Annotated in this window: 13 protein-coding genes; all 13 read right to left on the reverse strand. The window is 36.7% G+C overall.

Annotated features, from left to right (window positions below; genetic code table 11):
• Position 1: 1 nt before the first annotated feature.
• The 13 genes from CXF79_RS22925 to CXF79_RS22980 all read right to left on the reverse strand — a co-directional run bounded on the left by CXF79_RS22925 (position 2) and on the right by CXF79_RS22980 (position 15,701).
• Positions 2 to 1,501 (reverse strand): lipopolysaccharide biosynthesis protein, encoded by a 1,500-nt coding sequence (locus CXF79_RS22925; protein ID WP_101158118.1) that lies wholly within the window; start codon positions 1,499 to 1,501, stop codon positions 2 to 4.
• Complete coding sequence (locus tag CXF79_RS22930; RefSeq protein WP_101158120.1) at positions 1,498 to 2,721, reverse strand: glycosyltransferase; 1,224 nt, start codon at positions 2,719 to 2,721, stop codon at positions 1,498 to 1,500. The genes CXF79_RS22925 and CXF79_RS22930 overlap by 4 nt, the downstream gene beginning before the upstream one ends.
• A 5-nt stretch (positions 2,722 to 2,726) precedes the next feature.
• Positions 2,727 to 4,133, reverse strand: a complete 1,407-nt coding sequence (locus tag CXF79_RS22935) for a hypothetical protein (protein WP_101158122.1) — start codon at positions 4,131 to 4,133, stop codon at positions 2,727 to 2,729.
• Between the two features lie 49 nt (positions 4,134 to 4,182).
• Positions 4,183 to 5,274: a sugar-transfer associated ATP-grasp domain-containing protein gene (locus CXF79_RS22940; protein ID WP_101158124.1), complete on the reverse strand. Its 1,092-nt coding sequence runs from the start codon at positions 5,272 to 5,274 to the stop codon at positions 4,183 to 4,185.
• A 57-nt stretch (positions 5,275 to 5,331) separates the two neighbouring features.
• A complete protein-coding gene (locus CXF79_RS22945) occupies positions 5,332 to 6,339 on the reverse strand; it encodes a polysaccharide deacetylase family protein (RefSeq protein WP_101158126.1) in 1,008 nt (335 codons plus the stop codon).
• Positions 6,318 to 7,550, reverse strand: coding sequence for a hypothetical protein (locus tag CXF79_RS22950; protein WP_101158128.1), 1,233 nt, complete (start codon positions 7,548 to 7,550; stop codon positions 6,318 to 6,320). Before CXF79_RS22950 ends, CXF79_RS22945 begins: the two co-directional genes overlap by 22 nt.
• A 65-nt stretch (positions 7,551 to 7,615) precedes the next feature.
• Positions 7,616 to 8,572, reverse strand: coding sequence for a polysaccharide deacetylase family protein (locus tag CXF79_RS22955; protein WP_157825912.1), 957 nt, complete (start codon positions 8,570 to 8,572; stop codon positions 7,616 to 7,618).
• On the reverse strand, positions 8,565 to 9,887 hold the full coding sequence (locus CXF79_RS22960) for a putative O-glycosylation ligase, exosortase A system-associated (protein WP_101158132.1): 1,323 nt from the start codon (positions 9,885 to 9,887) through the stop codon (positions 8,565 to 8,567). The genes CXF79_RS22955 and CXF79_RS22960 overlap by 8 nt, the downstream gene beginning before the upstream one ends.
• Positions 9,888 to 9,889: 2 nt before the next feature.
• Positions 9,890 to 10,024 (reverse strand): hypothetical protein, encoded by a 135-nt coding sequence (locus CXF79_RS23885; RefSeq protein ID WP_269801497.1) that lies wholly within the window; start codon positions 10,022 to 10,024, stop codon positions 9,890 to 9,892.
• Between the two features lies 1 nt (position 10,025).
• Entirely contained in the window at positions 10,026 to 11,381 is a 1,356-nt protein-coding gene (locus tag CXF79_RS22965; protein ID WP_101158134.1) for a phenylacetate--CoA ligase family protein, read from the reverse strand.
• A 23-nt stretch (positions 11,382 to 11,404) separates the two neighbouring features.
• Positions 11,405 to 12,496: a glycosyltransferase family 4 protein gene (locus CXF79_RS22970; protein WP_101158135.1), complete on the reverse strand. Its 1,092-nt coding sequence runs from the start codon at positions 12,494 to 12,496 to the stop codon at positions 11,405 to 11,407.
• A gap of 5 nt (positions 12,497 to 12,501) precedes the next feature.
• On the reverse strand, positions 12,502 to 13,719 hold the full coding sequence (locus tag CXF79_RS22975) for a TIGR04063 family PEP-CTERM/XrtA system glycosyltransferase (RefSeq protein WP_101158136.1): 1,218 nt from the start codon (positions 13,717 to 13,719) through the stop codon (positions 12,502 to 12,504).
• Positions 13,720 to 13,733: 14 nt separating this feature from the next.
• The gene (locus CXF79_RS22980; protein ID WP_101158137.1) at positions 13,734 to 15,701 is read right to left on the reverse strand and encodes an XrtA/PEP-CTERM system amidotransferase; all 1,968 of its coding nucleotides are present in this window, start codon (positions 15,699 to 15,701) and stop codon (positions 13,734 to 13,736) included.
• Positions 15,702 to 15,704 lie beyond the last annotated feature (3 nt).

Genomic DNA, 15,704 nt, shown 5'->3' on the forward strand with positions numbered 1-15,704 from the left:
GCTAAACCTCTACTCTATTAAAAGGCCAGCGATCAAGTTTGCTATCAGAAAGACCTAAATCTTTTAAAACTGTTTTGAGCAATACTATGCCGTCTTTTTTTACATAAACAATCCATAAAACATAAGTCATTACACCCAATAAAACCTTAATAGCCAAAACAGTAGCTATATGTAAATTAAGGTTCATAGATAAAAGATAATCGGTTAATAGCAAAACTACTGACATTACAATACAGCCAGTAATAGGCGTTATAAATTGACTTAAATACTGTTTAATCGGTAGTCCAAAATGTTTCTTAGTAAGAGAAAGTAAAATAATGAGTAGGAACGGGGATAAAAGAGCAAGGCCTAAAGCTGCACCATTAATTCCATCTGTATACGCGCCAAAAAGAATAGTACTAGGAATACATACGGCACAAAAAGTAGTGTATTTAGCCGTTATATTAGCTTTACCAATAGAAATAAGAGCCTGTGTTAATAATGGATCAATAGACTTAAAAAGCCCTCTAACGCACAGTAACTTTAAAGGAATAGCTGCCGCTAACCACTGTTCTCCAAGCAAAATCGGCACTAACTCATCCGCAGTTAACATCATTCCGATTAAAACAGGGAAGCTGATTAATGAGATACCTGCACTTAACTTCATTAACGCATTATTTAAAGATTTTAGATCCTCTTGCAATCTAGAGAATAGCGGTGAAGCCACTTGGATAATTAAGCTGGTAATATGCGATGTAGGCAAAGTTGCGATAGTCGCAGCCATGCCATAAATCCCTGTTTGAGCACCGCCAGCAATGCGACCTAAAATTAGGGTTGAAGCATTTGTGTATAAATACCATGTTAATCGAGAATAAGTAACAGTTAAACCGAACTTCATTAAGTCTAATGCTTCTTTAATGCTGCCTCCAGCAGATGGTCGCCACTGAGACAACCACATGATGGCTAACGTTTTAAAACACTCCCCCACTAAAAACCCATACACTAAAGACCAGGTTTTATAACCCGCTAACGCAAACGCAAGCGTAACAATACATACTAATAAAATAGAAAAGAATTCAATACCTGAAATGTATTTGAACTTCATTTCTTTCACTAATAGTGCATCGGGGACCGTTTTAATTGCGCCTAAGATAAAGGCTAAGGACAGTACCTGAAGAATAGGTTCAATTTGAGCATTATCATAAAAGGTTGCCGCAAAAGGAGCCGAAAAATAGGTAATCACATATAAAATAACACTGGTAAACATAGCAATGTAAAATGCCCCAGTTAATTGTGCTGACGATGTTTCTTTACGCTGGATAATAGCGCTACCTAGGCCTATTTCATTAAAGAATCCAACAAAACCTGAAACGACCATAGCCATGGCCATTAAACCATAATCTTCCGGAGATAATATTCGAGCCAAAATAAGGGTATTGGCAAATGAAATTAGCCGACCTAATCCCTTACCCACGCCTAGAATTGCAATACCTTTTACTGCTTTATTACGTAAACTTGTCATTGGTTACTCGATAATCCTTTAAATAACTGAGCTAATTCTGCTGTTTTGCTTTCTCTTGAATATTGGCAAATATCCTCACTACAATCTATATCCGTTTGGATTAGATATAATAATGCTTCTATAATTTCTTTTTCGCTATTTGCAGTGACACCAAAAGCAATTCTTTTGATTACATCTGCTGTGGCTGAATTAGTAGGTGTTAGTGCCAAAATTGGCTTTTTAACACAAATATAATCGTATAGCTTCCCAGGAATTTGACGATGAAATATTTCATCTTGAATCAAAACGGTCGCTGATGCTTTTTGCATCTCTCGCACTGAACCTTCAAATGATATTGCGGGTAAGAACTGGACTAAATCATTAATATCTAAAGCAGATAATAAAGCAGAAAATGCTGTTGATTTACCCGGCCTAAAAGTCAAAATAAAATTGTCTGCAGCGATTATATTTTGTTTTTTTAGCTGCGACAATGCCTTAAACAATGGTTCAGGACTACGACCATTTGCATACAAAGATCCACTATATAATAATTGGAATTTTTTACTTTTACAGATAGGGATTACAACGTGGTCGTCCCCTTTTTCTAATGATTTTTCAGGTAAGTAAAAGCCATTTTCTATTGTGACAAATTTATCGGGTGATTCTTGAGGATACAGCTCTCGATACAAATCAGCTGCTCGACCTGAAGTAAAGACAACTTTAGAAGCATGTTTAACTACTTTTTTTTCTATCCACTTCTTAAACCATGCGTAGCGTTGAGCTGATTTGTCATAGCGACATTGCAGTGGATCTCTAAAATCAGCTACCCAAGGAATGTGGTATTTTTTTTTCAATTTAAAAGCAATTAAATGGGCGGTTAATACCGGATATGTTGACCAGATGGCATCCGGTTTTTCTTGTTCAACTATTTTTGAGGCTTGTTTAACCGCATCAAAATACCAAGGCCAATATCTATCAGGCAAGGTCATCCATTGAAAATAACGGCCTTTAAGAGCAAATTTTTTTGATGCATCTTCACATTTAGCTTGAACAACATGTTTAGCCACTTCTGGCGTAACTTGCAAGGTGTTATCAAGGCGATCATAAATATTTTCAGTGGCGGTCACAATAAAAGGTTGCCACCCATGTACTTTCAAATACTCGGAAAATCTTAAGGTGCGTTGTACTCCCGCACTTCGACATGGCGCAAACTCTAAAGCAATCATTAATACTTTTTTCATTTTAATTAATCATTACTTCTTATTGATTTACTTACTGAGCTAAATTGCTTTAAGGCATTAACGAACTCTTCAGGTAATAAATGATTATTATTAAAATGATGAATATATGTTAATGACTCCTTTTCAATGTCTACATTTTGACAAGCATTTTCAAAATCTTTTCTAAATGGAGCTTCTTCGAATTCCATATCCGGAAAACGCTTTAAGGTCAGAGCAAGTGCTAATTTGCACTCTTCTTTCAATCCTACACATTCCCATGGCTTAGTTTGAGCTGTCGTTAACGTTAATATGTGCTGACGTATTTTTTTCTTTTCAAATAAGTTCTCACCAAATACAGAGTTAAGATCTTCACTATCATTGAATGCGGCCATACAAAGCAAAATAAAGGCGCATTTTTCGCAACTTTTACACCACTGATTTTTACTAATACCAATATTACAGCTAATGAATTTATCAAAATACTGCTTATAGTTTGAAAAAACTTCAACAATTTTCAATTCATACCAAGGTCTCATTAGGCTAAAGTAATATACGTCATCAACAAGATGTTTTTTAACAAAATGATGATATCTTTCTTCAAACGCAAAAGATTTACCAAACTGGTGATTAACATGAGCATTACCGATCACTAAATTTGGCTCATTAGCAGAGTATTCATTACTTAAAATTACATACCTGTAGCCCAACATATAGCTAGTTAAAACGCCAAGTGTTGTGGCAAAAGTAGCACTAGCTAGAGGAGTGTAGCCAAACTTCCCTTCAGTCCTAATTGAATCATCTAGGAAATAATTCAAATGAATACTTTCTTCAAAGTGAGATTGCTCAACGACAAGTCGCCTTGGTTCATTTAGACCTACCGTAAACCAACAAGCATCCTTATTCATTGTATGGATTATTTCGCCTGACAATGAAGAGTCTTTGCCCCCTCCATTTAAAATTAATGTTTTATCTATTAATTGCTTTTGTTTCGTTTCGTAGTATTTTTTATCATTATTACCAATTACTTTTATGTCTCGATTAGGATCAAGTCCTTGTAAAAATCTAAACTCCATGAGCATATTTGTAATCGCAAATTCATAAAAATCAGACATTTCCTTTGTCACTTTTCCAAATGTACATTTGATGAAATCAAATTGGTCATATTTAAAAAATACAGGAGAAAGCAAGAAAGCAACATGAGTCAAAAGAGCAGCCCAAGAATCATATTCCATAGCATTGAATGCATCTTCATCACACACTCGATAAATTATTTTATTAGTAAACTTCTTATCACCCACAGAATAATAAAGTTTAATTTCAGGGTAACTAGTTGAGAAACCATCAAAACATAATGTCTTCCCTTGAATATCTGTGTATTTAACCTTATTAATAGCGCGTTTTATATAATGCTTTGTTTTTTCCTTATTAAACATTCTTTATCCTATGGGCTAGTTAATTTAAATAATAATATGGAGTAATAACTTATAATTTGTCTGCGGCTATCTTAAGCAGGCTAGAGCGAATCATACCATTAGCTGCACCATTTTTATCAGGAGAAACATTCACTTCAATAATAAGAGGACCCGTTGTTGTCATAGCTACATCAAGACCAGCAAATTTGGTATAGGGTAATTTTTTGAGTGTATCTTCAGCACAAGCTAAAATATCATGCCAAAAAGGCAATTGAATACCAAATATTTGTGCTTGGTGATCTGGGTGTTGCTCAAATTCTTCTCGAAAAGGAGTCGATGTTGTCAAGCCTTTATCTAGCACTCCTGTTTCAAGGTCCACTGGGCACATAATACCGCCCCCGCCACCATTATCAGTTAAATTACCCTCTCGACCAATTCGTAGATAAGTCCCTATGACTTCAACTTTATCATCTGTTTGAAGCACCCAAACACGCAAAGTATTAACACTTGATGGATTAAACTGAGCGAAGCTATCATGTTGCTCAATAAATGACTCAAACAATAGTCCTTCTGTTGCAATCACCTTACGATAACGCTCTAAAACTTGAGAAATTGTTAAGGTATCACTTTCATCTAATGCCTTTACTTTCAATGTACCACTATCCAAAGATAAAGTGCCTGCGAAAAAACCCTCTCCGCCAAAACCTTCTGGTATTTTAATGCAAATCGTTTGGTCTACATAACTTTGGAGCAAAGAAGATAATTGCTCTTCATTTGTTAAACTTAGTCCATTAACATCAAAACCTTTAACGGGCTCTAAAAAGCCAATGAATTTGGCGCAAGGAATATGAGAAAATTGTAAAAATGATTTTTCTGATAATTTATGTTGAGTAATTTTTCGATATGGACGAGGATTTAGCTTATCAAGCGCGGCATGGTAATCTTTATCGCTAATATGTGAGCATTTAAAATCCCAAGACATATTCTGATCAGCCATACCGGCTTGTAAATAATAATTAGGCCCTATTGAATTTTTTACATAAAGACGCATCATTTCAATAATAATCGCGATAAGGCCTCTATTCTTTCTTTGTGATTCTTTGTTAATTAAAGAAAAAGTATTTCCTATTTTCTTTAAAACTGTCACCTTGCCTAGATTCATATCTATATTTCTTCTTAATTAATAATCGTTTTCATCGATCATTTTATTTACTGAACACTAAAATAATTTTCTGATAAATGTTGTTAAACCACATAATTCAGCTTCAAATTCTAATTGATGTACATCTTCACCATCTAAAAACCGAGGAATTTGCAGTAAATCTGTATCTTTATTGAACATTCCTGAAGATATAGTTGTTGATGTTTTAATTGCATTTTTTTCTAACCAGGCAAGCTGTTTAGTGTAATACTCACCACTAGGATAACAAAAGTGCTCAAGCAAGGTATTTGGCACTATCTGTTGTAAGTAATCTCTATTCTGGGCAATCTCTTGCTGAAAAGATTCTTCATTTTGAGGTGAACAATGTCTATGACTATGGAGTTGCAAATCAACATTACTGGCGAGTAATTTTGTCAGCTCTTCTTTGCTTAACAAGCGAAAAAGTAACTGCGCATTAACCATCAAAGTTACATCGAGTTCCCTACTAATATCCATCAATATTTGTTGACGATCAGACGTATTTTCTAAAGTATCAATAGCCTCGCAAAGCTCAGTAACTATGTTATTTCGATTATCATTACTTATCACGTAACTTTTATTGAGACCAATATCTGCATTTTTCACTATCAGTGTTTTGCCTAACGAACGCCATAAAATATAAGCAAGCGCAACATTGATCACAGCCCCCTGTTTTTCAACATAATAACTCGTAACATATAACATTAACGGAAATTGATATTTCGATAAAACATCGTCAACTAACTCATATGTTCCTGCCCACCCGTCATCCATAGTTAATGCTATACGATTCTTCCCCTCTCCATCGTGGGCAACAGCATATTGTAAAGACACTACTTCATAATTACTCTTTTTAAGCCATTCCATTCTTCGAGCAAATGTTTGAGGACGCATAAATAATTTAGGACGAAATAAGTACTCATCATCATAAGAAAACCCGTGATAACAGAGCACACAGGTATTACCTTTGTTAAATTGACGAGTCAGCCAAAATCCTCCACAGGATTTTATAATAAATAAACAGGCTATTTTAAACGCTTTAAACACGAGCTGCTGAACTCCTTAGTAAACTTCCATAAATTGATGAAATATAGTTTTTTATCACCAGGGTAGAATAAATCTGCTTTGACAAAGGGGTTGAGAAAAAGTGCAAAAAATTCACAAATAATTCCTACTTTTGTCAGTATTGAGAGCTTGTCATCCTTTAAAGATGACAACACATACCCATAATCAGCGGGGAATGTGTTTCGAACATTTATCTTACCTGTTAAACGGATCGGCTCATCTGCTGATAAACCTTCAAAAAAGTAATCAAGGTGAATACAAGGAAAATGAATTCCCGCCAATATATCTAAATTAAGCGCAGCCCAGTAGCGTGAATTAAGTTCAATAAAGTCAAATTTCTGAGTACTATCATCCCACTTATATTCTACCATGGCAGGACCGTTCCAATTTAGAAACTGCATACGCTTCACTGCATCTTCGTACATTGGCTGGTGCCACCAACTATGTCTTAATGAGGTTAAGCCGCCAGTATGAGGGCTTTCATGAGTCGCTACGGCCATTGATTCTGCCAATAACTTACCATCTTGAAATAACAAGTTAACGGTCGCTTTTACGCCCTCACTACAATCTTGAACAATCACTTTATGAAACGCTTCAAATACTTCAGCAACAGCTGATTTTGCTTCTTCAAGAGTATTTGCTTTGACTATTTTTGCATCATCTCCTTGATGCGCATAAAATCCATCACCTTTTATAAATAAAGGATAATTCCACGCTGATGTTTCATCCCAGTCGACTGCTTCTATCGATGACACCACTAGAGTATTAGAAATGTGCTCAGTCATAGCAGTTTCACCACTATTTAAAAATGCATCAAATACATCCACTTTACACAAACACCGGTATACCTCTTCCTTTGATGATGTGAGAGGTAATAAGTGTGTAAACTCTTCATAGTGTTCTTTAATAATAAGATAAAAGCCTTCGCTAGGAATAATGGCATGTATATCGTTAGCTTTAATATATTGGCGTAACCAAACCAGGTATTCACCACCATATTCAGGACATTTAACTGCTTGCTTAATGAAGTTTGACTGGCAACCAAGAGCATCACTTTTTGATGAAGAAGCAAAAACATTATATCCATGTTGCCCAAGCGAACGAATTACCGCCACAGCTCCCATAGAGTCAGCTTGTGGCACTAATACGTTATACTTATTTCGCCAATTTTTTTCTATTGTTAATTTATCCATTTAACTTTTGCCATTTTATTTATTGAGCCTATAACAGTAGTAAAGCTAGTCAATTTGAGTACCCGTTATGATTTTCGATAATTCATTGCTAATCGCAAAATAAATTTGAACTCTGTTTTATCCCACGGGGTAAAGCGTTTAATTTTAAAACGTTCTTTTTGATAATCAGCCAAAGATCCCCAATCAGTAGACAGTGCAGCTTTAAAACCTAAGGACTCCACCATATCAATGTGACGTTGATCATAGTCTTGCTTAAATTTACCATTAGGGTAGGCAAAGTAATCTATTGGTTGCGTAATAATGTCTTCAAGAATAGTTTTACTTTGCTTAATTTCATCAAAAGCTACGTTATCATCTTCTTTTACTAAAATAGGGTGGCTATGTGTATGCGCACCTATTGTCATACCTGCTTGATGCATTTCTCGAATTTGTTCTGCAGATAAAAAATTATTAGGCTGCAGCGCCACACCTGTTTGTGATCTGATTTCATCTACAATTTTTTGACGTTGTTTTAAAGGAAGATATTTTGTTTCTTCAGTTAATTGATAACGTGTTTCTACTCGTCGGTCAAAGTTACTTATATCAAAAAATTTTCCATCAATATTGAGCTGTTTTATCTCTTCAGGTGCATTAAAAATTGCCACATAAATATCTTCATCCCATAAGCCACCTTTTGATAAACCTTGGGTACTAATGAAGAAAGCCGCCTTCACATTTTCTCGTTGAAGTGTTTTGAAAATATAATCGTAACTATCACGATAACCATCATCAATAGTGATACAAACAGCTCGAGGTGGTAATTCATTCTTTGCTTGCAACTCTAGAGCTATAGGCAAAGGTAGTATATTAAAATACTTGTTTAGCCATTTTATTTGTAATGCAAATAATGCCCAATGAATGCTTTTAGGATTTTTCTCACTAAAATGCTCACCCACCCGGTGGTAAGTGAGAATATTAAGCTTGGTTTGCTTTCCTTCATGACTCCAATGAGTTGCGATCTTGCGCAATAACCAACTAAACACGATATTTTATACCCTTAGATCCATCTACTACAACACTATCACTGCCAATAAGGCGATGCTCAATAACAAAAACAATAGCTAAAATAGCATAAAACATATCAAAATAGGCCAAACTGACACCAGCACCACCTGCACAATATGCAACCAAAGAAACTTTTACCAGGCTACAGAGCTTTATAATACTTTCATCTTGGTGTGTTTTCTTTGCTAATTTAGCCACTCGCCCTGCTTTTCTATAGGCGGTAACTATAATGCCTAAAAATAGAAATAATCCAATATAGCCATGATCCCCTAACACTTGAAAATAAATACTATGGGCTGCTTTAAATGCAACTTTGTCCATTCTTGATGTATCAATAACATCATTAAAGCTCCCTGCAGCATCATAACTCCACCACACATACGATGTTTGCCCTGCTTTAAATCCACCACCAGTAAGCAAGTTATCATTTGCCATCAAAATACTTTGTTTCCAGGCTAATGCGCGACCTAAAAATGAAGAATCACTTTGCGCCGTTTCAAGGGTATCCATGCGATTGGTCCAAGATGATGGTGCGTAAGTAGTGCCGATACTTATGGCGATAATAATTAATATCGAGTAGAGAAATTTTTGTTTACTTTGCAGCCAAAAATAACCACCTACAATAATTAAAGCAACAAAACCGCCACGTGAATATGTGCCAATAATAGCGACTAAATTCAAGACTATTGCAAACGACAATCCTAGCTTTATCCACTTATGTTTACTCACCCCAATAAGATAAACCATTAAAGGTAATAACATATTGAAAGCAAGTGCCAATTCATTTCTATCACTCAATACATGAGAGCCTAAACCTGCAATACGATGTCCGCCACCCGAAGATATATATTTCAACCCCTCTAAACAACCATAAAACCCAACGGATAAGACTAATGCCCAAATATATACATTAATATGTAACTTAGTTCGCAACACTAAAGTGGCAAAAATATATAAAAGAGTTATTTTTAAAAATTCGATCCACTCATCCCACACAATTTCTGGAATGGAGATGGTAAAAATACTAGTTATAAAGGTCCAAATTAGAAACAGAACGATCAAAAAAGTTAATTGATCAGCGTCCATTTTACTTTTATCTTTCCAGCGAAGGTAAGATAAAAACGCACACACTACGATAATTAAGTTATAACGAAAACTGCCTGCAAAGCCATATACCCAGCCATTTGGGAAGTGCATAGCAACCCATAACCACATAGCTGCACCAATGAAAGGACGCTGCAATGATGCATAAAGAATAAAAGGAATAATGAGTAGAAATACAATATCTCTCATTGTTATCGCTCAACCTTTTTTTCTACTATTTCTTTAGCCGATTTTTTTACTTCAATCTCTTTATTATCTTCTTTAATCGCCCAAAAGCAGAGATAAACTACCGCACATAAATTAATAGCCCACAGTGCACTTTCCATGTTATTTAACCTCTACTTTTGAAACGATATATCGAAATTTGCCTGATTTTTCAGCAGTAATATTCTTCACTACATCCAACTGAATTTCTACCTCTTGTCCTAACCTTGCTTTAAAGCCCTCAATAATACGAGCCGATAATTCATCACTAAGTGTATTAGTTGGTACAAGCTCTATTCGCGTCAATTGCTTACTTTCTTGGATAACTTTAAATTCTTCAATTCCTTCAAGTTCTCGCAAGATATAAATTAGCGCTAAACCATGCATCATAGTGCCATTAGCTGCGACCACAAAATCAGTTGTGCGCCCTTCAATATCTTTCAGCACAGGTAAGCCTCTACCACAGGCGCAAGACTTTGTATCTAAAGCGGCAATATCACCGGTACGATAGCGAACGAAAGGAAAATCAGATGTTGCCATATGCGTGATCACTATCTCCCCTTTTTCGCCATCTTCAACCACATGGCCATCATTATCAATAATCTCAACGATCAAGTCCTCTGCCGAGATATGCATGCTACCACTTGGGCATTGATGGGCGATAAAACCTGCGTCTCGGCTACCATAACCATTAGCTACTGGCGCTCCAAAAGCTTTTTCTATCATCTCTCGTTGATAGGGATATAAACGCTCAGAAGTAACGAAAACAACCTTAATACCTAGCTGTGTTAAGTCTATATTCTGAGCGAGTGCTAATTTAGCAATTAAACTAAAAACTGACGGGTAACCAAATAACATCTGTGGTTGGATGCTTTTAATTCTATCAATAAAACCTAATAACTTACTTTCATCAACATCAAAAGCAGGAATTAAGGTCGAACGAAAAAGTTTATCTCTCAAAATACGTATTTTATCTTGTGCGCCTAATTCTATAGGAGAGCCCCAAGCAACAATCTCTTTATCGCCAATATCAACATCCCACCAACGGGTCGCTCGCCATTTCTCTGCAACATCATGGCTTACACGCTCATCACCCAGTAGGAAAGTAAGAGGTGTTCCGCTTGAACCGCCTGTGGTAAACGAACTGACAGCGCCAGCTTGATTAGATTTCAATGCGGAATAATTTTCACGTATGGTGGTTTTATTTAAAAAAGGGAGCTTGTGTAAATCGGCAACTGAATTAATATCTGAAGAAGATAATCCAAGCTTATTAAAAAGCGCTTTATAATAGGGCACATCTTTAATTACCTGACCAATAAACTGTTGCAGACGCTCATTTTGAGCCTGCATAATTTTGTCTCTTGGTAACCACTGGCTTTTCTCTAACTGTACTTTAATCGCGACGGTATCGTGCTTCTTCAGCCGTTCGTGAAGAGGAAAAAGTAGCTTTGATACTAGCCTAGTGTATATCCCTGTCATGTTCTGTCGTGACCTTTTACTAATTATTTTACGCGATTATTGATGATCGATTCATCATAGCAAGCTTTTAACTTAAGCCAAACGTTTACCCAATAAAACTTTTCAATGGTATTTAAGCCATTATTAATCAAGGTTTTTTGTAATGTTTCACTGTTAAGTATGTCTATTACCCCCTCTGCCATTTTTTGATGATCGGCTATATTAACCAAAAGAGCATCATGCTGATGGGTAACTAATTTAGGAATACCACCAGCATCAGTTGTTACTACCGGCGTTGCGCATGCCAGTGCTTCAATTATAGAATTTGGCGTATTGTCTACAGTACTGGCATTAAGCATTATATCTGCCTGCTGATATAAGTTAGCCATTTCTTCTGGCCCTAAGCGTCCAGTAAAGGAAACACTATCCTCTAAGTTTAAATCAGTTATAAGCGCAGTTAATGGTTTTTTTTCAGGCCCTGTACCAGCAATTGACAGGTACGCTTGCGGATACTCTTTTTTTACTAATGCAAAAGCTCTAACAGTTGTAGCAACGTCATAAATGGCTTCTAAATTACGCGTCACTATCAAATGCGGTGACTTATCACTTGTAGGTTTATCTGTTTGAAAAAATAGGTTCTTATCTAGCACATTTGGAATAACGACTGATTCTTTGCCAAAATCATCAAAGACTTCTTGCAAAAATACCGATGGTACAATGATAGCCTGCGATTTTTTTAACGTTAAATTAACCCAAAACCAAGATTTACTAAAAAAGTCAGCGGCATACCCTCCTCGATAATTTACGATAACAGGTTTATTATAAAGACGGCCAAAGATAATGGCTGGTGCAGCAAATAAATGCCAAGACCAACCTGAATTTGCCATGATATGGATCACATCAGTATTTTTTAAACGCATTATTAAGGTGAGCTTGTAGCTTACTAAGCGAAATAAAGCTCTTAATACGGGTATTTTACCTATGAAAGCAGGCTTATAGTCCGGATTCGTTCTAATAACATCTACACTTACATTTTCAGAACGTAAAAATTCAGCCAATTTTTTGGTTTGATTTGCCATGCCCCCTGCAGGTGGTGCTAATGGCCCGACAATAGTTACTTTCTTAAATTGGCTCATATAAACTACTTATCAGTTAATTTTTTGTAAAGAGGTAAGTAATTACTGACACTATTGCGCCAGTTACGAACATCTTCTACATAGGCTCGGCCATTTGATAAAACACTATTAAGTTTATTTTCATCGGCCAACAATTCAATCAATCGTTCAGCAAGTACAACACTATCGCCGGCTTTGAATAAGAAACCTGTTTCATTATCCGTGATTAACTCTTTATGACCACCTACATCAGAAGCAATTACAGGCTTACCTTGCGCCATTGCTTCTAACGGCTTTAGTGGCGTCACTAAATCGGTTAAACGCATTGGTTTACGAGGGTAAACAAGCAAATCTACTAAGCTGTAGTACTTTCCGACTTCGCTATGTGGTACTCGACCCGTGAATATGACTTTACCTTCCAAGCCTAGTAACGTTACTTGTTGCTTAAGGTTTTGCTCTTGCGGGCCACCTCCAACGAGTAATAAGCGTGCTTTAGCGTTTTTCGCCAGTACTGCCGGCATGGCTGCTATAGCGAGATCTAAACCTTCATAAGCGTAAAAGGAACCTAAAAAACCTAAAACATCACAGTCAGTTAATTTTAATGTTGCAGCTAAACCGGCATTATTGGCTTTATCTTGCGGTGTAATCACATCAAATTGTTCAATATTTACCGCATTAGCAATAACCGTAAATTTACTTTCATCGAAACCTCTATTGATAAGGTCACCACGTAGGCCTTCACAAATAGTAGTCACTGCATTGGCATTTTTAACAACATGAGTTTCCATTTTTCGCGTTAAACGATAACGTAAGTCGTCTTCTTTACAGGTACCGTGATCAACAGCAGCATCTTCCCAAAAAGCTCTGATTTCATATACCACGGGTAATCCTGACTTTCTTCCTGCTTTTAACGCGGCTAAGCCATTTAATGCCGGAGAGTGCGCATGAATGACATCCGGTTTTTCAATATCGATAACCTCAAGAATTCTTTTAACCATTGGACCTATGTAGGACATTTGGTTCAAAACAGGGAGCTTTGACATTAATCCCGAAATAGGTGCGCTACGATAAAACCTAAGTCCGTCAACGTCTTCAATTTCAGCTTGGTCATTACCGTGTTTTGGACTAGTGACATGGCAGGTTTCAATGCCTAAAGCATGCTGTTGCTTTAGTATTGATCTACTGCGAAAAGTATAGCCACTATGTAGCGGGATTGAATGGTCAAATACATGTAATATTTTCATAATTTTCAAACCCTTTATGCTTCTTCAGCTTGTTTGTAAAAAGAAGCAAACATCAACAATGTCCATAGCGGAGCACTATATTCTTTCCGACCTGATTGATGGTCATCTAACCATTTTTCAATCGTTTTCATCTTAAATAAACCACTGTTTTTCATTTCTTCGCTTAATAATGCATCACGTAACTTCTGTTTTAAGGGTCCTCTAAACCAATCAGATAATGGCACTCTAAAGCCCATTTTCTTTCGATAAAGCACATCGTGCGGTAGATGCGGTTCCATGGCTTTTTTCAATATGTATTTACCACAGCCGTTTTTAATTTTTAGAGATGTTGGTATTTTTGCTGTCCATTCAACAAACTTATGGTCTAAAAATGGCACTCGAACCTCTAGACTGTGCGCCATACTAGCACGGTCAACTTTTGTTAAAATATCACCGACCAAATAGGTTTTAATGTCTAAGTATTGAATGAGAGATAACGGGTCATTACCATCAAAATTTTCTTGGTGCTCTCTAAAGACTTCAAGTGCGGTGTAGCCTTTCAGCTCTTGGTATAACTCATTTGAAAATAATGCTTTACGTTGTGCATCGTTAAGCAGAGATACACCATGGAAATATCCCTCCGCAGTATCCATTGCTAGCGATTGGAACGTTGTTTTAGCACGTAAAAATTGTGGTGCCCAATCAAGCTTAGGGTATAACTTACCCAGTGTACCAAATAATGGTTTTCGAACCGAATAAGGTAAGATTGAACGCACTTTTTCTTCGTTCATCATTAAACCATAACGACGGTAGCCCGCTAATAGCTCATCGGCGCCATCACCCGATAAACACACGGTGACCTTCTCGCGTGCTAACTGGCATACTCGATAGGTTGGCATGGCAGAACTATCAGCGTAAGGTTCATCATATAAGCCAGCTAATAAATCAACGAGTTCAAAGTCATCGCTAGCAACTATTTGTTCATGGTGATCGGTCTTATAATCTTTGGCGACCATCCGGGCAAAATCAGTTTCATTGTAATCTTTTACGTCAAAGCCAATGGAACAGGTTGTGACTGGCTTATTTGTTGTATCAGTTGCTGTACCGTCTGATTTCTCATTCGAAAGCTGCGACATCATGGCAACAACGGCACTTGAGTCAACACCACCAGATAAGAAAGAGCCTAATGGGACATCAGCATTCATATGACTATCTACTGCGCTCTTAAATTGATCAACCATAGCTTCAAGGTAGTCTTCTTCAGCCATTTCTACTTGCTCAGCGTAACTAACATCCCAGTATTGTTCGATTTTAGGGGCTTTATCGCCAACGTTGATCGTTAAATTATGTCCTGGGGGTAATTTAGCGACTTCTTGATAAATAGTGTGCGGTTCAGCTGCGTAACCCAGAGCAAAATATTGCTCAATGGCTTTAGCATCAATTTTTTTACTCAAACCTGGTATCAATGTAATACTTTTCAGCTCAGAGGCGAAGTAAAGTGTGCCATCAATCATGGCATAGAATAACGGTTTAATACCTAAACGATCGCGTGAAATAAACAAACTTTGCTGTGTTTTATGCCAAATAGCAAAAGTGAACATGCCTTGTAATTTATCAACACAAGCAGGACCCCATTGCATATAAGCATGTAGAATAACTTCAGTATCACTATGACTATGAAAAATATGACCCAATGCTTCAAGCTCTACGCGTATTTCTTTGAAGTTGTAAACCTCACCATTAAAAATCAGGACATATTCACCGTCATCACTTGCCATAGGCTGCTGACCTGAGGATAAATCAATGATTGATAAACGTCTATGCCCTAAAGCCACATGCTCATCAAGATACTCACCGCCCTCATCAGGCCCTCGATGAAATTGCGCTTGGTTCATTTGTGATAATAATTTTTGGTCTACCACTGAGTCGTTAACTGAACTACTTAACGAGCTATCGGCTGTATTCGCTGCTGAAAAATGTATAAAACCCGTTATACCGCACATTCT

The sequence above is a fragment of the Colwellia sp. Bg11-28 genome, from assembly GCF_002836245.1.
GTDB classification, from domain to species: domain Bacteria; phylum Pseudomonadota; class Gammaproteobacteria; order Enterobacterales; family Alteromonadaceae; genus Colwellia; species Colwellia psychrerythraea_A.